The sequence below is a fragment of the Streptomyces sp. NPDC050264 genome, assembly GCF_040655895.1.
In the GTDB taxonomy this organism is placed as follows: domain Bacteria; phylum Actinomycetota; class Actinomycetes; order Streptomycetales; family Streptomycetaceae; genus Streptomyces.
In genome coordinates, this window is sequence record NZ_JBFAKV010000005.1 from 292,683 (window position 1) to 313,261 (window position 20,579).

16 protein-coding genes, 1 tRNA gene and 1 pseudogene are annotated in these 20,579 nt (G+C 70.2%); 4 read left to right on the forward strand and 14 right to left on the reverse strand.

The features are described 5' to 3' along the window. Positions 1 to 325: 325 nt before the first annotated feature. Positions 326 to 1,765: an MFS transporter gene (locus tag AB0J02_RS11125; RefSeq protein WP_363193441.1), complete on the reverse strand. Its 1,440-nt coding sequence runs from the start codon at positions 1,763 to 1,765 to the stop codon at positions 326 to 328. Positions 1,766 to 2,010: 245 nt separating this feature from the next. Here AB0J02_RS11125 and AB0J02_RS11130 point away from each other — a divergent pair. After that, positions 2,011 to 2,082 (forward strand) — tRNA-Cys (locus tag AB0J02_RS11130). Positions 2,083 to 2,159: 77 nt separating this feature from the next. Here AB0J02_RS11130 and AB0J02_RS11135 read toward each other — a convergent pair. Then, positions 2,160 to 2,321, reverse strand: coding sequence for a hypothetical protein (locus AB0J02_RS11135; protein WP_363193309.1), 162 nt, complete (start codon positions 2,319 to 2,321; stop codon positions 2,160 to 2,162). 157 nt (positions 2,322 to 2,478) lie between these two features. Here AB0J02_RS11135 and AB0J02_RS11140 point away from each other — a divergent pair, with 157 nt between their 5' ends. Continuing rightward, positions 2,479 to 2,970, forward strand: coding sequence for a DinB family protein (locus tag AB0J02_RS11140; protein WP_363193310.1), 492 nt, complete (start codon positions 2,479 to 2,481; stop codon positions 2,968 to 2,970). A 14-nt stretch (positions 2,971 to 2,984) separates the two neighbouring features. Here AB0J02_RS11140 and AB0J02_RS11145 read toward each other — a convergent pair whose 3' ends face one another. Beyond that, the gene (locus AB0J02_RS11145) at positions 2,985 to 3,530 is read right to left on the reverse strand and encodes an AAA family ATPase (RefSeq protein ID WP_363193311.1); all 546 of its coding nucleotides are present in this window, start codon (positions 3,528 to 3,530) and stop codon (positions 2,985 to 2,987) included. Positions 3,531 to 3,683: 153 nt separating this feature from the next. Between AB0J02_RS11145 and AB0J02_RS11150 the strand changes: the two are divergent. Continuing rightward, positions 3,684 to 3,928: pseudogene (locus AB0J02_RS11150) on the forward strand (IS5/IS1182 family transposase); the annotation flags it as partial. 7 nt (positions 3,929 to 3,935) lie between these two features. Here AB0J02_RS11150 and mycP read toward each other — a convergent pair. From mycP to AB0J02_RS11205, 11 genes are all read right to left on the reverse strand, one after another. Then, complete coding sequence (gene mycP, locus AB0J02_RS11155) at positions 3,936 to 5,303, reverse strand: type VII secretion-associated serine protease mycosin (protein WP_363193312.1); 1,368 nt, start codon at positions 5,301 to 5,303, stop codon at positions 3,936 to 3,938. 1,715 nt (positions 5,304 to 7,018) lie between these two features. After that, positions 7,019 to 7,558, reverse strand: a complete 540-nt coding sequence (locus tag AB0J02_RS11160; RefSeq protein ID WP_363193313.1) for a hypothetical protein — start codon at positions 7,556 to 7,558, stop codon at positions 7,019 to 7,021. A 223-nt stretch (positions 7,559 to 7,781) separates the two neighbouring features. Further along, positions 7,782 to 10,118 carry a molybdopterin cofactor-binding domain-containing protein gene (locus tag AB0J02_RS11165; protein WP_363193314.1) on the reverse strand — a complete coding sequence of 779 codons (2,337 nt, stop codon included), beginning with the start codon at positions 10,116 to 10,118 and terminating at the stop codon, positions 7,782 to 7,784. Next, complete coding sequence (locus AB0J02_RS11170; protein ID WP_363193315.1) at positions 10,115 to 11,665, reverse strand: 2Fe-2S iron-sulfur cluster-binding protein; 1,551 nt, start codon at positions 11,663 to 11,665, stop codon at positions 10,115 to 10,117. Before AB0J02_RS11170 ends, AB0J02_RS11165 begins: the two co-directional genes overlap by 4 nt. Beyond that, positions 11,662 to 12,558: an FAD binding domain-containing protein gene (locus AB0J02_RS11175; RefSeq protein WP_363193316.1), complete on the reverse strand. Its 897-nt coding sequence runs from the start codon at positions 12,556 to 12,558 to the stop codon at positions 11,662 to 11,664. The genes AB0J02_RS11170 and AB0J02_RS11175 overlap by 4 nt, the downstream gene beginning before the upstream one ends. A 446-nt stretch (positions 12,559 to 13,004) precedes the next feature. Beyond that, the gene (locus AB0J02_RS11180; protein WP_363193317.1) at positions 13,005 to 14,630 is read right to left on the reverse strand and encodes a beta-N-acetylhexosaminidase; all 1,626 of its coding nucleotides are present in this window, start codon (positions 14,628 to 14,630) and stop codon (positions 13,005 to 13,007) included. Position 14,631: 1 nt separating this feature from the next. Next, positions 14,632 to 15,471 (reverse strand): carbohydrate ABC transporter permease, encoded by an 840-nt coding sequence (locus AB0J02_RS11185; protein ID WP_363193318.1) that lies wholly within the window; start codon positions 15,469 to 15,471, stop codon positions 14,632 to 14,634. Next, a complete protein-coding gene (locus AB0J02_RS11190) occupies positions 15,468 to 16,361 on the reverse strand; it encodes a sugar ABC transporter permease (RefSeq protein WP_363193319.1) in 894 nt (297 codons plus the stop codon). Before AB0J02_RS11190 ends, AB0J02_RS11185 begins: the two co-directional genes overlap by 4 nt. After that, positions 16,358 to 17,656, reverse strand: a complete 1,299-nt coding sequence (locus AB0J02_RS11195; protein ID WP_363193320.1) for an extracellular solute-binding protein — start codon at positions 17,654 to 17,656, stop codon at positions 16,358 to 16,360. Before AB0J02_RS11195 ends, AB0J02_RS11190 begins: the two co-directional genes overlap by 4 nt. A 225-nt stretch (positions 17,657 to 17,881) precedes the next feature. Then, positions 17,882 to 18,178 carry a DUF3039 domain-containing protein gene (locus AB0J02_RS11200; RefSeq protein WP_363193321.1) on the reverse strand — a complete coding sequence of 99 codons (297 nt, stop codon included), beginning with the start codon at positions 18,176 to 18,178 and terminating at the stop codon, positions 17,882 to 17,884. A 52-nt stretch (positions 18,179 to 18,230) separates the two neighbouring features. Further along, positions 18,231 to 18,791, reverse strand: coding sequence for a YqgE/AlgH family protein (locus tag AB0J02_RS11205; protein WP_363193322.1), 561 nt, complete (start codon positions 18,789 to 18,791; stop codon positions 18,231 to 18,233). Positions 18,792 to 19,043: 252 nt separating this feature from the next. On the opposite strand from AB0J02_RS11205, the gene murA reads away from it, so the two are divergent. Then, positions 19,044 to 20,384, forward strand: coding sequence for a UDP-N-acetylglucosamine 1-carboxyvinyltransferase (gene murA / locus AB0J02_RS11210; RefSeq protein WP_363193323.1), 1,341 nt, complete (start codon positions 19,044 to 19,046; stop codon positions 20,382 to 20,384). Positions 20,385 to 20,579 lie beyond the last annotated feature (195 nt).

The window sequence follows — 20,579 nt, forward strand, 5'->3', positions numbered from 1 at the left end:
GCCACAGGACATGCGGGCGCCGGGCACCGGACCCTCACCGGGCCACAGGACATGCGGGCGCCGGGCGCCGGACCCTCACCGGGCCACAGGGCGCGAGATCACTGGCCGCGAGCACGCACCAGTCCCCAGGGCATGCGGGCGCGGGACACCTCACCGGCTCGCGGGGCGCAAGCCCACCGGCCACGACTACCGCACCAGCCCCCAGGGCCCGCTTACAGGTCATCCCCGCGGCACGACCCCGCGGCCCCGAGGCGCAAGGCCACCGGCCGCAGGCACCGCACCAGAGGGCCCGGGCCCGCGCCCCGGCCCCTCTCACCGCTCCCGCTCACCGCTCGCGCAACCGCGTCCCCACCCACGCCCCGGCCAGCGCGACGCACGCCATCGGCAGGAACACGGCGACGAAGGCAGCGGGGTGCGAACCACCCGTGCCGTCCGTCACCCCGTGCCCGGCCGCCCCCACCGCTCCCCCGCCGAGCGCGGCGAAGGCGGCCCCGCCGGCGGCGAGCAGGACCACGTTGGAGAGGCCGTCGGAGATCTGGAGGGCGGCGGAGTTCGCCCCGGCCTCCCGCGGCGCGGACAGCTGGAGCAGCAGCACGCTGGTGGAGGAGATGACGAGCCCCATCCCCAGGCACCCGAAGCCCCAGGCCACCGCCACCACCCATACCGGCACGGCCGCGATCAGCACGCTCGGCGCGGCGGCGATGGCGGCGGCGACGAGCACCATCCCGCCGACGACGAGCCGCTCCCGGTACGGCTCGAACCGGGACCGGGACTGCATCCAGGACCCGAGGGCCCAGGTCGCCCCGCCCGCGGCCAGCGAGAACCCGGCGAGCGTGGGCGAGAGCCCCCGCTGAGTGACGAGCATCAGCGGCACGAACGACTCGGCCGCGATGAACGCCCCCGCCGCGACCCCGCGCAGCAGCACCACCGACGGCAGCCCGCGCACGGCCCGGTACGTGCCGCGCGGCAGCAGCCCGAGCACGGACGGCACGAGGAGCACGGCGCCGACGACACCGGGCAGCAGAGCAAGCGGCCGCAGGTCCTGGGCGGCGTACTGCAGCAGCCCGGCGCCGACCGAGATCCCGAACGCCAGCTTGATCCGGCGCCGGTCGAAGGCCGCGGGGACGGTTCCTTCGGGGGCCCCACCGGCCCGCCGCCGTATCTGCGGCAAGGCAAGGCCGAGCGGCAGCAGCACGAGCACCGGAATCCCGAGGAACACCCAGCGCCACCCGAGCTGCTCGGTCACGGCGCCGGCCGCCAGCGGCCCCACGATGGACGGCACGACCCACCCCGCCGCGAACGCCGCCATGATCGCGGGCCGCAACCGCTCCGGATAGGCCCGGCTGACGACGACGTACAGCGCCACGATGACGAGCCCGCCCCCGAGCCCCTGCACGGCCCGCCCGGCCACGAACAACCACATGCTCCCCGCGGTCCCGGCGATCAGCAGCCCCGCGGCGAACGCGCCGATCCCGACGGCCAGCGGCCCGAGCGGCCCGCGCCGGTCGGCCCACTGCCCGGCGGCCACCATCCCGAAGAGGCTGGTGGTGAAGTACCCGGAAAACGCGAAGGCGTACAGCCCGACCCCGTCCAACTCCCGCGCGGCGACAGGCATAGCGGTCCCGACAGCCGTCGCCTCGAACGCGATGAGCAGCACAACGGTGACGATGCCGATGCTCAGCGCGCGGTAGGTACGCCCGAGAACGCCTCCGATCTCCCCGAGCGCGGCGAGGTCCTGGGCGGCGACGTCCGTATCGGTTTCCATGTCGTCTTCGAGGGCGGCCATGCGGATCACAGTAAGGGCCGTACCGCTGGCTGACCCCTGTCGGGAGGCGGGGTTCAACTGGTCCCTTGGTCGTACATCCACAGGCCGCCCGCACCGCATCATGAACGGCGCATGGCAGTCGCGTTGCGGTGGCGCCGAAACCCTTGAGCGACGGCCGCCCGCCCCCCTACGGTCGTAACAACAAGCCAAGAACAAAAGCACAACCAAGAACAAGAAATAACCTTGGCCGTGTGCCCGAGTGGTTTAGGGATTCGCCTGCAAAGCGAAGCACACCGGTTCGATTCCGGTCACGGCCTCTCACGCAGCTCAACGGCGCTGAGCTGCGCGTACATGAAGGGGCGCCCCGTTTCGACGGGGCGCCCCTTCTGCGTGGTCACCCGCCGGCGGCAAGAATGACACCGCCGCCGACGACGATCACGGCAAAGACGACGAACGCGAGCACAAAGAGCAGCAGCTTCCCGCCCGAGGGCGCGGGTTCGTACTCGCGAGACGGTGCCACGGACTCCGACGCCTCCGCGGACTCAGATGAAGTCACTCCCGGGTTCCTCTCCACGCCGACGAATGCCTCATCACCGTACGACTCACACCGAACGCCGATCCGGCCACCCCTCGACCGATGACTCCGCCCCACTCGGGAAGTCCCCACTGCGCAGCGACGAGCCCTGGCCGACCGACCGCCCCGAAAGGCCCCCATGTCCGACGAATCATCAGCCCTACGCCACTTCCTCGAAGCCCAGCGAGCCGGTGTACCGGCGATCCTCCAGGGCCTGACGGAGGACCAACTGCGCACACCGGTCCTGCCGTCGGGCTGGACGCCGCTGGGCCTGGTCGAGCACCTCGGCCACGCCGAACGCCACTGGTTCCAGGAGGTGGCCCAGGGCACGGCGAAGCCCCTCCCCTGGACCGACGAACCAACCACCGCCGAAACGGCGTTCACGTCGAATCACCCGACCCCGGAGGTCATGGCCTTCTACCGGACGCAGTGCGAACTCTCCGACGCCGTTCTCGCCTCCACCCCCCTGGACGCACGCCCCCTGGGCCGCCACGACGAGGACATCGAAGACGAGATCACAGACCTCCGCTGGATCGTCCTGCACATGATCGAGGAAACAGCCCGCCACCTCGGCCACCTCGACACAGCCCGAGAACTCCTGGACGGCCGCACAGGCCTGTCCCCTCGCTGATCCGCCCACGCCGCTCAGCCGACCCGCGCCTCCGGCAGCCGGGACAGCAGGGCCCCGACGCTCTCCTCCACCGACAACTCGGACGTGTCGAGCCACAACCCGATCCGCGGAGTCCCCTCCCGCAACACCCGATCAAGTCCACCGACCCCCCACTCCCCATACCCACGCTTCCCCCTCCCCGCCTCCCGCTCGGCGACGACCTCGGCACGCGGCGCGAGCACCACGACGTACAGCGGCCGTACGCCGATCAGCCCGACATACCCCGCAAGCTCCTCGCCGATCACGACGTCCTGCACCACAGCGGTGAACCCCGCCCGCGCATACGCCTCGGCCACCGCGGCCGACTGCCGATACCGAAGCCGCAACTGCTCCTCAGCCTCCACCCCGGCCCCCGGCGCATACTCCACCCGCCCCGACACGATCATCCGCCGGAACACGTCCCCCCGAACGTGCGCGGCCCGCGGCAACCGCTCGGCGAGCGCCTGAGCGACGGCGGACTTCCCGGAAGCCATGACGCCGGTGACAAGAACAACGGCGGAATCGAGCGACGGATCTGTCATCCCCACATCCTGAACGACAAGTCACGACGTGATGCGCCTGTCTCCGCTGACCCAGGTGGCGTCATCATCGGCGATGCGACAGGGGCCGCCGCTGATGAAATAGTCGGGAAGATCACTGAAGGCGCCATGAAGAATAGTTCCGGCGCGGTCATTGGATACCAAGGAGCCAAAGGGACCGCCCCCGTGCCCTGCCTCGGTCGCTGGGAAAGCTCTCCGCAGGTCAGCAGATGGTCAACCGCGCCCATGCCGAAATCCGGGCACTGGGTGAGCAGGCCATGGCCACGCTCTAGACCTGAAGACTACTGGGCAAGCTGCCGTGCAGCGCCACCCGCATCACCAGCCTTGTCCAAGCTGTCCTCACCCTCACCCTCAACCTGACCTGCTCAAACCAAGGTTGAAAACGGCTCACTGCGTCGGAGGCTGCCGCGGGCCCCCGTACGGTGCGTTGTAGTCATGACTGCCGTACTGGCCCTGGGGAGCGTCGGACACTTGGTATGGCTGCTGGGCCGGCGCAGTGGCGTATGCGGGAGGTTGTACGGCGCTGCGCCGCTTTCGGTTGCGGGTCACCGCGATCGCGACAGCTGCGACGGCCACCAATGCCGCGCCTACGCCAGAGCCGATCCAAAGCGGCGTATTGCTGCCATCGTCATTCGTGGCAGCAGCCGCGGCCGAACTCTCGTCGTCCCGAACTCCGCCGCCTGTGGCCTTCGAAGCTTCGGAGGAAGGCGATTTGGCCGCCACCGGGAAGTCCGACATCGGGAACTTGTCGGCCGGGCCGGGGTTGCCGGGGTTCTGCAGGGCGATACGCGGCCGGACAATCCCGTAACCGATGGAGTCGTTGCGCTTCGCGCCATCGGTAGGTGCGCCGATCGTGTTGAGCATGACCCGGAGGACCTGGTTGTTGGTCCAGCTCGGGTGCTGGGACCAGAGCAGGGCGGCGCTGGCGGAAGCGAGGGCTGCCGCGTCACTGGTGCCTTCTGTCTTGCAGAGTCCTGTCTTGCCTCCGCAGGCATGCACCATGTCAACCCCTGGTGCGGCCAGATCCACTTGAGGTCCGTGCGTCGAGAACGAGGCCCGGTGAAGGTCCTTGCCGACGGCGCCGACGGCGGCAACTCCCGGAGTGGCGCCAGGGAATCCGATCTTGTTTCCCTTGTCGCCATCGTTTCCTGCGGCAGCAAAGATCAACGCCCCATGCTGCAAGGCGTATTCGACAGCTTTCGTGAACTTCGGGAAGTCGCCTGCTTCTCCTGTAATGCCCTGGGACACGTTGATGATCTGCGCATCGTGGTCCGCTGCGTAGCGAATGGCCGACGAGACTGCGTCCTCGAACTTCGCGTCCGCCTCGAACCTGCTCCCCGACTTCTGTGTGTCAGGCAACCGGATCGGCATCACCTTCGCCTCCGGAGCGAGGCCGTAGGCGCCGTTCCCTCCGCCGTACGCGCCCGTACCGACGATCAAGCCGGCCATTCCCGTGCCGTGTCCGTCCCAGTCGGTCGTCTCATCGCCCGACTCGTCGGGAGCCAGGTCTTCCCCTGGGAGGATCCGACCCTTCAAGTCAGGGTTCGAAGCGTCGACACCAGTGTCGATGAGGGCAACCGTGATGCCCTTACCAGAACTGGTCTTCCACATGGTCTCGGCCTTCATGGCATCAAGGAACCACTGCTGGGATCGGGTCGTATCGGCATGAGCCGGGCCGACGGCCGTGCCCGTCAACAGCACACCGAGAATTGCCGTGGCTGCCGCGCCGCGGCGTCGTGCGCTGGTGGTGAGCATCGTCTACCTCTCGTTGTTCTTCGGCGCGTCGTCGACGACCGACGGTACGTTGCGGCCGGTGTCGGGTTGCCACGTCGCTTCGTCCTCGGTCAGGTAGTCAGGACGGTCTTCCCCCTGTTCGTCGCGACGCGACCCCGGACGCTTTCCACTCGGAGCGCCACCGGCACCGGTCGTGCGGCCCCCTGTTCCGTCCGAGGACGCCGCGGCGCTCTGGCCGCGTACCAGTCCGGACCCGCCGGAACTGAAGGAGCGGGCGTCGGGACGGCCCTGCTGCCCACGCCCTCCCACGATCCCGCCGTTCTCAGCGGAGGTTCCGGAGACGCGACGTCCCGAGCCTGCGTTCCGTGCTCCCGGCCCTGTGCCTCGCGCCCCGGCCCCTGGCCCGGTCGCGGGCCGACCACCAACCGCTCCCTGCCCTGTCCCTGCTCGACCGCCGGTCCCGGACTCGCTGCCCATCACCGACCCACGTGGGATGCTCGAAGCCGGCCTGCCCTTTGTGGGTTGCGGACGACCACCCGCGACTCCATTGGTCGTCGGCAGGCGCCCCGCCGCCCCCTTGCCGCCGGCTCGCGCCGTAGCCGAAGTGTTCTGTCCCGGCGCCATCTGACCGCCACGCACACCGGGCGCGGGCGAGCGTCCTGTGGCTCCCGATGCGGGCGGAGTTGCGGTCCGCCCGGTCCCGCCAGTAACCGGCGAAGAACCTCCGCGCCCTGCGGGCCCCGTTCCCCCTGGCGCACGACCCACAACGGGCTGTGTGGTGCCGCTCCTTCCGAATGCCGGAGGGATCGCCCCAGGGGACGTCACTGTGTTCGGGAAAGCACCTGCGTGCGGGGCGTCCGGCGACATGCCCTGCACCGGCGCAGGCGTCGGCCGCGACGTCTCAGGAAGCGTGCCGACAGAGTCGATACCCATCTGCGCAGGAGCTTCCGGAACCTCCGGCCGCAGTGGGACATCGGAGGATGAGGATGTTCTGCCTGTCGGTTCGGCGACCGCGTGCGAAGCTGCTGGAATCGACCCGGTCGTCACCGACCCTGATCCGCTTGCCCCTGCCGAGGGACCGGAACTTCCCCCGTGCGAGGTTCCCGGGCGGGCCAGGTCCGTGGATGACTCATCCCACTCACGATCCTGGATCGCATTGGGCGGCGGCGGGAACTTGGGCCTGTCCAACGCATCCATCTGTGAAGCGGAAACCGAATACGCCTGCCCCAGCTTCGTCATCTCCGCAGCCGCCTCGAGGCGGACCTTTTCCTGGTCGGCCTTGAGGGCAGCGAGTTCGCCCGAGGACTTCGAGGCGATCGCTTGGGCGTCCGGGTCGTTGTGCGCGCCCCGCGCCGCGTCCAGATTCGCCTCGGCACTCGGCTTGTCCCGGGGGATCGAGGCCTGGGCCGTGCCGATGGCCGTAGCGGCCTGCCCCATCCACTTTGCCGAGTCCTGGCTGAAGTCGCCGAGGCGGACCGTGGCGTTGGCCAGATCTGCTGCCCAGCCTCGAAAGGCGTCCGCGCCCTGGCCCTTCCAAGTGACCCACTGTGGACGGACCTTGAGGTCGTCAGCGATCTTGTGAATTTCCTTCGCGGCAGCCACGAGCCGGTCCGCTGCCGCCTGGACCTCACCGCTGTTGGCCTGGTCGAGCCACGCCAGCATCTGCTCGTGGGTCAAGCCCGTGAACTGGGTGCCTCCACGACCACTGCTGCCACCGTCAATCGGTGCTTCCGCCATCAGATCGCTCCGCCCGAATCGCCGCCTGAAGATCCACCCGAGGCCGTGTCCGTACCGCCCTCGTCGGACCCGTCATCGCTCTTCTTGTGGGTCGGCGGCTCGTACTCCCCGCCGTAGTGCTTCGTCGTCTCGGTACTGATCGCTTGCATCCGGCGCCGGACATCGTCGTCGATGTTTGCGTAGCCCTTGTGCGAGGCCATCACCGCGATGCCCATGCCCTCTATGGAGTCGGAGAGCAGTTTCGAGAGGCTCTCCAGCTCGGTGATCACCGTCGCGTACGACGAGTAGAGGCCGGATGCCTCCTTGAATCCGCCGTCGCCCCCACCGAACTGGTGCCGCGCCAGAACCTCTTCGCCCACCTTCTTGGAATCGGCCGGCGACCCCTTGAGGTCCTTGATCAGCTGATCCACCCGCTGCTGGAACTTCGTGAAGGATTCCAGCTCCGTGACGACATCCCCGACCGCGTCCTTCGCGGCCTCCACCACGTTGAACGCCCAGCCACCGAAGCCCCCCGAACCGCCACCTTTGTCGTCCGCCATCGCGTACGCCCCTCCCCGTTCCCCCGTGAACATGCCGTTACAACACGTAGGTCTGGTGACAACTTTAGCCACCCGCTCTGACAGTTCACAGGCGCCTCAGTGCAGAGGCTACTCACATCACGTCACAGAACGACACGACCGGTAACAGTTCGCAAGTCCGCGGGGGCGGGCAGGTGCTGAGCAGTGGAGTCAATGGGCTGTTCGCCTGAACTGGCCATCAGGATCAGGCAGTTGAGTCCGAGGTCACGGGACCGGAGACCATCGACGGCTCCGTCACCACCGCCGCCTGCGGCCGGATCGGCAACCTGTTCACCGGGCGGCCCGTCGCCGCCCGTACCGCCGAGGCGACCGCCGCCGGGGACGCGACCACCGGGACCGCGCTGGCCGCCTTGGCTCCGAAGGGGGCCACCACGTCGCGTTCCTCGACCAGCTTCACGATGCGGATGTCCGGGGCGTCCAGGGCCGTGGGCAGGGCGTAGCCGGTGAGGTCGGGGCGGCGGACGACGCCCTTCGGGGTGCGGAGGTTCTCCGTGAGGGCGGCGCCGACGCCCTGGGTGACGCCTGCCTCGATGCGGGCGGCGAGTTGGCCGGGGTTGAGGATCCGGCCGACGTCCTGTGCCACCGCGAGTTCCACCACGCGGACCGAGCCGATCTCGATGTCCACGTCCACGACCGCGCGGATCGCGCAGAAGGCCAGGCCTACGAAGGCGTCGCCCTGGCCCGCGGCGTCGAGGGGCTCTGTGGGGTGCGGGCGGCATTGCGCCGTGGCCCACAACTCCTTGCCGTCCATGGCCTCTTCGACTGTCGTGGAGAGGACGCCGTCGTACGAGGTGATCTTGCCGTCGGCGATCTGGAGGAGCTCCGTGGACATGCCGAACTTGTGGGCGAGGGGCTGGAGAAGCTGTGTGCGGACCATCTTCGCCGCTCGTTCGACCGCTCCGCCGGAGACCCAGGTGTGGCGGCCCCGGCAGCCCGGCCCGGCCGGTGGCTGGTCCGTGTCGACCGGGGCGACGTGGACCTCGTCGATGCCCAGCGTGTCCTGGACGATCTGGCGGGCGAGGGTGGTGAAGCCCTGGCCGGTCTCCACCGCGGCGCAGATGACCGTGGCCACGCCGTTCTGGACCTTGACCGTGGCCGTCGAGACCTCGTCGGCGCCCTCGGCGCCCAGCATGTGCACCATGCCGATGCCGTAGCCGACGCCGCGGCGGACCGCCCCGGGCTCGCCCGCGCCCTCGGGGCCGCCGGGCAGCAGCCAGTCCTCTTCCGGGGTGTCCTTGGGAAGGGCGGGGAGCGGGAAGTCCCGTACGGCTTCGAGGAGTTCGGCGAGCGGTGCCGGGCAGGTGACTGTCTGGCCGGTGGGGAGTACGTCGCCGGTCGCGAGGACGTTGCGCATCCGCAGGTCCGCCGGGTCGACGCCCAACTTCTTTGCCAGCTTGTCCATTTGGGCTTCGTAGGCCGCGCAGACCTGCAGCGCGCCCTCGCCTCGTACGTGGCCGGAGGGCGGGTTGTTCGTGCGCACCGCCCAGCCTTCGATCGAGGCGTGGGGGACGACGTAGGGGCCGCAGGCGAAGGCGACGGCTGCCGCGAGCGCGTCCGACGACGTGTCGGCGTAGGCGCCCGAGTCGAGGAGGATCTGGGCCTCCACCTTCACCAACTTGCCGTCCGCGTCCGCGTGGTGGCGGTAACGCAGGAGGGTGGGGTGGCGGTGCGGGTGGCCGAGGAAGGACTCCTCGCGGGTCGCCGTCAGCTTGACCGGGCAGCCGGTGTGCAGCGCCAGCAGGCCCAGGGGGAGGTGGAAGCTCTGGTCCTCGCGGTCCGCCGTCGCGCCCGGGACGCCGGTGACCACGACCTTCACCCGGTCCGGGTCCAGGCCGTAACGGGCCGCCGCCGCGTCGCGGTCGCCGTGCGGGTCCGTCGACGCGATGTACAGTTCCACGCCGCCGTCGGGGCGGGGCACCGCCAGGCCCGCTTCGGCGCCGATGGGGGCCGGGTCCTGGCGGCCGATGCGGTAGAGGCCCTCGACCACCACCTCGCCCGTCGCCTCGGGGTCGCCGTGCCGGAGCGGGATGTGACGGATCAAGTTGCCGTCGGGGTGCAGGGGTTCGGCCGCGAAGGCCTTCTCCGGGTCCGTGACCGGGTCGAGGATCTCGTACTCGACGATGATCGCCGCGGCCGCCATGCGCGCCGTGTCCGGGTGGTCGGCGGCGACCGCGGCGAGGGGCTCGCCGTGGTGGCGTACGACCTCGGAGGCGAACACCGGGCGGTCGGACGCGCGGTGGCCGGAGAGCGGGCCGCCGGGGACGTCCTCGTGCGTGACGACGGCGCGGACGCCGGGCATCTCGCGCGCGTGGGTGGTGTCGATGGAGACCACGCGTGCGTGCGCGTGCGGTGAGCGCAGGATCGCTGCCCACAGGAGACCTTCGGCCCACAGGTCGGAGGCGTAGGGGAAGGTGCCCTCGGCCTTGGCGCGCGCCTCCACGGCGGGGAGGGTCGTGCCGAGCCCGTGCGGGATCTCTTCCGTCTCGGGGGCCGCGGGAGCCTCCGTCGTCTCGTTGGTCACGCCCGGCCTCCGTCCCGAGTGTCCCGGATGTCGCGGATGTCGCGGATATCGTGGATGTCCTGCATGGCCTCGTTGGTGGCCGGGCCGCCCTGGTGCGGGATGCGGGGCCCGTCCCCGGCGGTCGCCTCCGCCGCCTCCACCGATGTCCGCCGTTCGTCGGCGACCTGGCGTACCGCGTCCAGTACGCCGCGATAACCGGAGCAGCGGCACAGGTTGCCGCACAGCGCCTGGCGGGCCTCGAGGTCGGTGGGGCTGGGGTTGCCTTCGAGGAGGTCGTGGACGGTCATCGCCATGCCGGGGACGCAGAAGCCGCACTGGACCGCGCCGCAGGCGGCCAGGGCCCGCTGCACGTCGGAGGCGCCGCCCTCGTCGGCGAGGCCCTCGACCGTACGGACCTCGCTGCCCGCGGTGGTCGCCGCGGGCACCAGGCAGGAGGCGACGAGGCGGCCGTCCACCTGGACGTTGCACGCGCCGCACTCGCCCTGCGAGCAGCCGTCCTTGGCGCCGGCGAGGCCGAGGCGCTCGCGCAGCACGTACAGGAGCGACTCGCCGATCCAGGCGTCCGTGACGGGGCGGTCCGTGCCGTTGACCCGTAGGACGTAGCTGACCACGGGGTGGTCGTCGTGGAGCGCGGACGTGGCGGGAGGGGCGGCTTCCGCTTCCTCGTCCGCGTCCTCCGGTGCCGGATCCGGCACCGGTTCCGGCACGGGTTCCCGCTCCGGCGGCGCCTCGGTTTCCGCGGCTCCCTCGGCCTCGGCCTCGGCCTCGGCCACCGCTTCAGCCACCGCGTCGGCTTCCGGCTCCGGCGAAAGCTCCGGCTCCGGCGAAGGTGAAGGCGAAAACTCAGGCTCAGCCGACTCCTCGGCCTCCTCCAAGAGGGGCTCGACCCCGGACTCCACCCCGGGCTCCGCCTCGGCCTGCGGCGGCGCCTCGTCCGGCTGCGCCCAAGGCTCCGACGCCCAGGGTGCCGCCGCGCCGCCCGGGAGCGTCGCGGGAGGCAACCGGTCGCCCCACTGCGCGGCCAGCGAAGAAGTGGTGAACTCCCCTGATTCGTCCGGGATTTCGCCGTTGGCGACGGGGATGGACCACTGCCCTGTCTCCCCCTGCGCGAGACCGTACGATTCCGGCGCCGGCGCGGCCTGCGCCTGCGGCCCGAGCTCCGAATACGGCTCCGGGTACGGCTCCGAATGCCGCTGCGGCTCCGCGACAGGCCCGGGATCCGCCGCGGGCCAGCTCACCTGGTGCTCCGGAGGCCGGCCGGAAGGCTGCTCCCCTCCGCCGTCGCCCGCCCCCGTCAGCTCCTGCGGCAGCACCCATACGCCGGTCGCGCCGGGGTCGGTCGCGGCGGCACCCGTGGCCGGGCTCACCGTTATCTGCGGCGGTACGTAACCGTGGCCGGGCGCGGCGAGCGGCGCGTCCGGGAAGCCGTCGGGGGGCAGTTGTACGAAGGCCGTGGCGTCGGAGTCGTACTCGCCCTGGGGCAGCGGCTGCCAGCCGTCCACATGCGGTGCGGCGCCCGAATCGGGTCCGTTGTACTCGTTCGTCACGACAGCGCCCTCCCAAGTGCACGTCGGGCCAGCGCGGCGACGGTGCGCCGCAGATGCAGTACGGCGGCCGGCAGCGTCTCCTGCGTGCCGTCCGGGGCCGGGGCCGGGTCGGGGATGCAGGCCGCGGCGACGTACTCGCCGAAGGCCTGCACGGCCTCGGGCACGAGCGCGCCGCGGTCGCCGTCCCAGTCGATGAGCGAGGCCACCCACTGCTCGGCCTCCAGGGGGCGCAGCGGCATCGGCGCGATGGCTCCGACGGCGCAGCGCACGGCGCGCCGGGCGGGTTCGAGGACGAGCGCGACGGAGGCCGTGGCCCGGCCGGGTCCGGTGCGGCCGGTCGCCTTCAGGAAGACCTGCGGCGCGTGCAGCAGCGGTACTCGTACGAAGCCGATGAGTTCGCCCGGGCGCAGCATCTCCATGCCGGCCAGCAGGTGCGAGACGGGGACCTCGCGGCGTGCTCCGTGCGGCCCCGCGATGATCAACGTGGCTTCCAGTGCGGCCAGTACGGGCAGCGTGTCGTTGGTCGGGGCGGCCGAGGCGATGTTGCCGCCGAGCGTGCCGGCGTTGCGGATCTGGGGCGGGCCCGCGGCGCGCGCGGCGGCGGCCATGGCGGGCATGAGCGCGGCGAAGTCGGGGCGGCCCATGCGGGCGTGGGTGAGGCCGGCGCCGAGCAGGGCGTGGCCGTCCTGGTACTGCCAGCCGCGGATCTCGCTGATCCGGCCGAGGCCGACGAGGGCCGCGGGGCGGAGTTGACCCGCGTTGACCTGGGCCATGAGGTCGGTGCCGCCGGCCACGGGCACGGCGGCGGGCATGGCCGCGAGCGCCGCGACGGCCTCGTCCAGCGAACTCGGAAGTACCGCGGCCTGTGTCGCCTGCGGTGCGTGAGTGGTCAAACCGGCTGCCCCTTCCCGATGTCCGGCCGTGCGCCCGGCGGCTTCGGTGGTCCCCGCGCGAAGTGGTGCGTGACCGCCGTACCCGCCGTTACGCCTGTTCCGCCGTACGGTACGTGCTGACAGGCCGGACGTGGCAACTCTGGCACATCTTCCCGGGCACCCGGAGAGGGGGTCCGGTAGGAGGCATTCGCCCCTTCCACCTGGGAGATGACCGATATGGCGGCTGATCACCGACGAGGGTGAATTGACACTCTTCGGTGACGTATGGGGCGACTCGATCGACTGAGGCCGCGTGAGGTCACTGTGGCGGCTGATGTGGATGTGGTGGCTGAAAGTCACGGACGCCCACCGGGCGCCACGCGCGGGCCGAACCGGCCGGATCCGTCCGGTGGGAGCGCGGCCGCGCGGACCGCGCCCCCTGAACACACAGCGCGTGCGGGCGAGCCTCACACGTTCGGAGGCGCCCCTTCGATCGGGCGTCCGAGCACGCCGGGGCGACGCTGCCACGGCAACGGGCCGCCCGGCCGCCGGTAGTCGACGCCCAGCGCGTCAAGTCGCCGGTAGTGAGCGGTCATTCGGCGCTCGAAGCCGGCGTAGTCGCGGTCGGCGGGCTCGGGCAGCTCGCTCCATGCCACTTCGCTGAACGCGGACAGGCGCGGGAACGCCTGGTAGTCGACGCGCTGCTGGTTCTCCATCACCTCGGTCCACAGGTTGGCCTGGGTGCCGAGCACGTGCCGCGCCTCGTCCTCGGTCAGCTGCGCCGGAACCGGTTCGAAGCGGTAGACGTCCTCCAGGGTGCGTACGAAGCCGATCGGGACCGGCTCGTCCTCACCGGGTGCCTGCCGGTGGTCCAGGTAGACCTGCTGCTCCGGGCACATGACGACGTCGTGGCCCGCCTTGGCGGCGGTGATGCCGCCGCGGTAGCCGCGCCAGGACGAGACCGCGGCGCCGGGCGCGAGGCCGCCTTCGAGGATCTCGTCCCAGCCGATGAGCCGCCGGCCGCGCTCGCTGAGCCAGGTGTCGAAGTGCCGGATGAACCAGGACTGCAGCTCGTCCTCGTCCTCGAGGCCCAGTTCCTTGATGCGGGCCTGCGCCGTCGCCGACTGCCTCCACTGGTCCTTGGGGCATTCGTCGCCGCCTACGTGGATGAACGTCGACGGGAAGAGGTCGAGCAGTTCCTCGAAGACGCCCTCGAAGAAGCGGACGGTGGTGTCGGTGGGGGCGAGTACGTTCGGGTTGACGCCCCAGGTGTCCCAGACGGGGAGGGAGGACGTGTCGACGACGTCGCTGTTGCCGAGTTCCGGATACGCGTGGATGGCGGCCTGCGAGTGGCCCGGCAGGTCTATCTCGGGGACGACCGCGATGTGCCGGGCGTCGGCGTAGGCGACGATCTCGCGGATGTCGTCCTGGGTGTAGAAGCCGCCGTGGGGCTTGTCCTCCCAGAGTTCGGAGGCGCGGTGGCCGTATTTCGTCCGCGTGCGCCAGGAACCGGCTTCCGTGAGCTTGGGGTAGCGCTTGATCTCTACGCGCCAGCCCTGGTCGTCGGTGAGGTGGAAGTGGAAGACGTTGAGTTTGTGGGCGGCCAGCAGGTCGAGGTGGCGCAGGACGCCGTCCTTCGGCATGAAGTGCCGGGCGACGTCGAGCATGTTGCCGCGCCAGGCGAAGCGGGGGCTGTCCTCGACGGTGACGTGCGGCACGGTCCACTGCCGGTCGCGGGCGATCGGGGCCCTGCGGAAGGCGTCGGGGCCGAGGAGTTGGCGCAGCGTCTGGGCGCCCCAGAAGACGCCGGCCGGGGCGCCGCCCTCGATGCCGACGCCCGTGTCCGTGACGCGCAGCCGGTAGCTCTCCGCTTCCAGGGTCGGGTCGACCGACAGGCGTATGGCGCCGCCCTCGTCCGCCGGGGGCAGGGCGAGTCCGGTGACCGCGCCGAGTGTGGCCCGCAGCCAGCGCGCGGTGTCCTCGGTGCCCTCTCCCGCCGCGATATCCGTACCGCTGTCGAACACGTAGGTGCCGTCGCCGTCCCGCGTCTGTCGGCGGGGCGCCGGAATGAGATCCAGGGAATCGTCAGACACTTCAGTCCTTAACCGCGCCGCCGAGCCCGGACACCAGGCGCCGCTGTACGAGTACGAAGAAAACCAGTACCGGAATGGTCATCACTGTCGAGGCTGCCATGATTCCGCCCCAGTCGTTCTCGTCGGGTTTGAAGAAGACGAGCAGGGCCATCGGCAGCGTCGACTGGGACGTGTCGCTGATGATGAACGACTTCGCGAACAGGAAGTCGTTCCAGGTGGAGATGAAGGAGAAGACGCTCGTCGCCACCAGGCCGGGGAAGACGAGAGGAAAGAGGATCTGCCACAGGAAGCGGGCGCGGCTCGCGCCGTCGAGGTACGCCGCTTCCTCCAGTGCTTCCGGAACGGCTTTGACGAAGCCGCGCAGCATCCAGATCGCGAACGGCAGCGAGAAGGCGAGGTGCGGCAGGATCAGCGAGCCGAGCGTGTTGAGCTGCCCGAAGTCCCGCATCAGGAAGAACAGCGGGATGGTGAGCGCCTCGACGGGCACCATCTGCGCGACGAGAAACATGATGAGCAGCGTCGTACGGAACCGGAAACGGAAGCGGGTCACGGCCGTCGCCGCGAGAAACGCGACCAGCGCCGAGACGATCACGACCGTACCCGCCACGATGACGCTGTTGATGAAGTACCGGCCGAATTCCTCTTGTTGGAACACGCGCCGGAAGGAGTCGAGCGACGGCGAAAGGGTCCACGGCCGCGGTTCGGTCGATTCGATCTCGCCCGCCGGTTTGAAGGCGCTGAGCACCATCCAATAGAGGGGAAAGGCGACCGCCAGGGCGATCAGCAGCGCGGACGCCTCGGCGGCGAGCCGCCAGGGCCGTCGGATGCGTATCGGGCTCACAACTCCCTCCCCTCTCTGCGCATCAGTCGCAGATAGACGAGCGTGACGGCGAGCAGGATGACGAGCATCACGACGCCGATCGCCGAGCCGAGGCTGTATTCACTGCCGGCGAAGGCTTTTTGATACGCGTACACGTTCAGTACGAGGTTCTGTCCGGCGATGCCGCCGCCGTTCGTCATGACGTAGATCTGCGTGAAGACCTTGAAGTCCCAGATGATCGACTGGATGGTGACGACGACGAGGATCGGCCGCAGCATCGGCGCCATGACCGAGCGCCAGGTCCGCCACTGCGAGGCCCCGTCGAGGGACGCCGCTTCGAGCACCTCGGCCGGGATCGCGCGGATGCCCGCGTACACGGTGACCATCACGAACGGGAAGGAGCACCACACCACTTCGAGCAGGACCAGCGCGAAGGCGCTGTACCTCCCGTACGTCCAGGAGAAGTCGCCGAGTCCGAGCGCCTTGTTCACCGGGCCGAAGTCCGGGTCGAAGAGGAACATCCAGACGGTGGACCCGGTGATCGCCGGGGTGGCCCAGGCGCCGAGCGCGGCCAGCATCAGCGCGAGACGGGGCACGGCCCGTACGCGCGTGAGCAGCACGGCGAGCGCGCAGCCCAGCAGCAGGGTGCTGAGGACGCAGGCGCCCGCGAACAGCACGGTGGCGAGCAGTACCTGCCAGAACTGGCTGTCGGCGAAGAGGTGCTGGTAGTTGCCGAATCCCTGGAAGGTGGCGGGTTCGCCGCCGCTTACCTGGGCCTGGGTGTACTCCAGGAAGGAGATCAGGCCGAGTTGGTAGATCGGGTAGACGAGCAGGCCGCCGAGGAGGACGAGGGCGGGGGCGAGGTAGAGCCAGGGTGCCCACCCCCCGCCCCGCGCCCGTACGGAGCTCACCCGGCGGCCCCGAACGCGTCGTTCATCTTCTTCACCGCGTCACCGGAGGCCGCCGCCACGTCCTTACGGCCGCTGACGACCTCCTGGAACATGGTCGGCAGGACGAGCGAGGCGTCGATCTTCGCCCAGGCGGGGGACGCGGGCACGAACTTGGCGCCGGCGCCGAGCGTCTTCACGAAGGGGGCGACGAACGGCTCCTCGCGGGCGACGTCCGCGCGCACGTCGGTGTAGGTCGGCAGGAAGCCCATCCCGGAGAAGAGGGCGCGCTGCGCGTCCTTTCCGGCGAGCTGCTCCATCAGGTCCACGGCGAGCGTCCGGTGCGAAGTGCTCTTGAGGACGCCGATGTTGTTGCCCCCGGCGAACGCGGGCGCGATCTCGCCTGCCTTGACGCCGGGCAGCGGTACGACGGCGTACTTCCCCTTCACCGTGCCGTCCTCCATGGCCTGGTGGCTGAAGTCGCCGCCGATCGCCATGGCGGCCTTGCCGGAGGCGAAGGCGGTGACGGTGTCGTTGCCGCCCATCCCGGCGCACTTGGCGGCGGGACAGTTGGCGGAGCCGAAGAGCGAGGTGTAGGCCTTGATGCCCTTCTGGGCGGCGGGGCTGTCGAGGGCGGAGACGTACGAATCGCCCTTCTTCTCGGCGAGTTCACCGCCGTTGGCCCAGAGGAACGGCATGGCGCCGTAGGTGTACGCGCCGCCGACGGCGAGGCCGTACAGCTCGGGACGTGCCTTGTGGATCTTCTTGGCGGTGGCGGCGAGTTCGTCCTGCGTCTTGGGTACGCCGAGCCCCAGGTCCTTGAACACGTCGGTCCGGTAGTAGAGGGCGCGTACGCCGACGAAGTACGGGGCGCCGTAGATCTTCCCGTCGACCGTCACGGACTCCTTGGCGGTCGGGTCGGTGTCCTTGGCGTCGGCCCACTTGCCGAACTCCCCGGTCACGTCGGCGAGTCCGCCGTCCTTCACGTATCCGGCGGTGTCGGTGTTGCCGTACTCGATGACGTCGGGCGCGCTCTTCGGGTCGTTGAACGCGGCCTTGATCTTCTCGGCGCGGGTCTCGACGGGGATGTACTCGACCTGCACCTTCGCGCCCTTGTGCGCCTTCTCGAAGGTGTCGACCGTGGCGTCGACGACCTTCTTCTTGGGCGCGTTGTTGACCTCTTGGAAGAGCCATACGCGCAGCGTGCCGCTCTTCTCGTCCTTGCCGGAGCCGCTGGTGTCGGAGGTGCCGGGGGCGCAGGCGGTGGCCGCGAGGACAAGTGCCGTGAGGGGGACGGCAGTTCGAACTGAGAGCTTCACAGGGAGCTTCATCGGAAACGCCTCCGAAGTGTCGTTGCAACATACGCAATGGTTGTTTCGCTGTGCACAACACGACGGAGGTTAAAAGGACTGGACCAGTGAGCGCAATGGTTTACGTGAGGCCAAAGACACGAACGCACAGAGGCCCCCGGTGCGCGTCACCGCACACCAGGGGCCTCACGGAAGTGAAAGAGGGCGCTACCGCCCGGGAAAGAGGAGGCGCGCCTACTTGCCGCCCTTACCGCCGTCCTTGCCCTTGTCGTTGTCGCCACCAGCGCCCATCGACTCGTAGATCTCCTTGCACATGGGACAGACGGGGTACTTCTTCGGGTCGCGGCCCGGCACCCAGACCTTGCCGCAGAGCGCGACGACCGGAGTGCCGTCGAGAGCGCTCGCCATGATCTTGTCCTTCTGGACATAGTGGGCGAAGCGCTCGTGATCGCCGTCGCCGTGCGACGTCTGCGGCGTCGGCTCTACGAGGGTCCCCGTACCTGTCCCGCGCTCGGGCTCAAGAGTGCTCATAAGGGCCAAGGGTACTGAAGGCCGCCCGCAGGGCGAAGGGCCGCCGGCGCCGTCAGTTGAGCGAGGGATCATCGGGATAGGTCGCCACCATCGCCAGCTCGCCGCGCTGCCGGCGCAGCACCGCGCGCCACAGCCCCTCGGGCCGCGTGGCGGACACGTCCCCGGGCTCCGACTCGACGACGTACCAGGCGCCGTCGCCCAGCTCGGTCTCCAGCTGGCCCGGGCCCCAGCCCGAGTATCCGGCGAAGATCCGCAGCGAGCCGAGCGCGGCGGCGAGCAGCTCCGGCGGCGCCTCCAGGTCGACGAGCCCGATCGCGCCGTGCACCCGGCGCCAGCCGAGCGGGCCGTCCTCGCCGGGGATGACGGCGACGCCGAGCGCCGAGTCGAGCGAGACCGGGCCGCCCTGGAAGACGACGCCCGGTTCACCGGCCAGGTCGCCCCAGCCCTCCAGGATGTCGCCGACGTCCACCGGGGTCGGCCGGTTGAGGACAACGCCGAGCGAGCCCCCCTTGTCGTGGTCGAGGAGCAGCACGACCGCCCGGTCGAAATTCGGGTCCGCGAGGGCGGGTGTGGCCACGAGCAGCCGCCCTGTGAGCGAGGACACCTCGGTCATGCCAGACATGATCCCGCACATTCCCCGCGCGGGGGGAGGCAAGCGCGGAACCGCATGCGCGCAGCTCAGCGCGGATCGAAGCGCGAGGGGCGCACGCAACACGCCCAGTGACCCCTTGTGTCCGGTTCGACACGGTTCGTGTTGTAGCGAAGTCATGACGGTCCGGGCCGTCCTCGGGCTTACAACTAAGGGGCTCCGCGCCCTTACCCTGGTCCCTTGGTCCCCTGCCCATCTCATCGGAACGCGAGATTCATGACCGTCACCGACGATGTACTGCTTGTCCACGGCGGAACCCCGCTGGAGGGCGAAATCCGTGTCCGCGGCGCGAAGAACCTGGTGCCCAAGGCCATGGTCGCCGCGCTGCTCGGCAGTGCTCCGAGCCGGCTGCGCAATGTCCCGGACATCCGCGACGTCCGGGTCGTACGCGGCCTGCTGCAGCTGCACGGCGTGACGGTCCGCCCCGGTGAGGAGCCGGGCGAGCTGGTGATGGATCCCTCGCACGTGGAGTCGGCGAATGTCGCGGACATCGACGCGCACGCGGGCTCCTCCCGTATCCCGATCCTGCTCTGCGGACCGCTCCTGCACCGCCTCGGCCACGCCTTCATCCCGGGTCTGGGCGGCTGCGACATCGGCGGCCGGCCGATCGACTTCCACTTCGAGGTGCTCCGCCAGTTCGGCGCGACGATCGAGAAGCGCGCGGACGGCCAGTACCTGGAGGCCCCGCAGCGACTGCGCGGCACCAAGATCCAGCTGCCCTACCCCTCGGTCGGCGCCACCGAGCAGGTGCTGCTGACCGCGGTGCTCGCCGAGGGCGTCACGGAGCTCTCGAACGCGGCCGTGGAGCCGGAGATCGAGGACCTGATCTGCGTCCTGCAGAAAATGGGCGCGATCATCGCGATGGACACCGACCGCACCATCCGCGTCACCGGTGTCGACAAGCTCGGCGGATACACCCACCGCGCCCTCTCCGACCGCCTGGAGGCGGCGTCCTGGGCGTCGGCCGCGCTGGCCACCGAGGGCGACATCTACGTGCGCGGCGCCCAGCAGCGCTCGATGATGACGTTCCTGAACACGTACCGGAAGGTCGGCGGCGCCTTCGAGATCGACGACGAAGGCATCCGTTTCTGGCACCCGGGCGGGCAGTTGAAGTCCATCGCCCTGGAGACGGACGTCCACCCCGGCTTCCAGACCGACTGGCAGCAGCCGCTGGTCGTCGCCCTGACGCAGGCCACCGGGCTGTCGATCGTGCACGAGACGGTGTACGAGTCGCGCCTCGGCTTCACGTCCGCGCTGAACCAGATGGGCGCGCACATCCAGCTCTACCGCGAGTGCCTGGGCAGTTCCGACTGCCGCTTCGGCCAGCGCAACTTCCTGCACTCGGCGGTCGTTTCGGGCCCGACCAAGCTGGAGGGCGCCGACCTGGTCATCCCCGACCTGCGCGGCGGCTTCTCGTACCTGATCGCGGCGCTCGCCGCGCAGGGCACGTCCCGGGTGCACGGCATCGACCTGATCAACCGGGGCTACGAGAACTTCATGGAGAAGCTCGTCGAACTCGGCGCGAAGGTCGAGCTGCCGGGCAAGGCACTGGGCTAGCGGCCGCACTCACCGCATCCGCCGATGGGGGCCGTCCGGGGATCCGGGCGGCCCCCATCGGCGTACCCGCAGCTCGGGGCCGTGGACGACGGCCGCTCAGACGCTCGGTACGGGCCTCGTGGCGCACCCGGCGATGCACGAGCCCCGGCGGGCGTCGCGGCGGCTCTCACGGCGAGCTGTCGCCTTTGCGCGGCG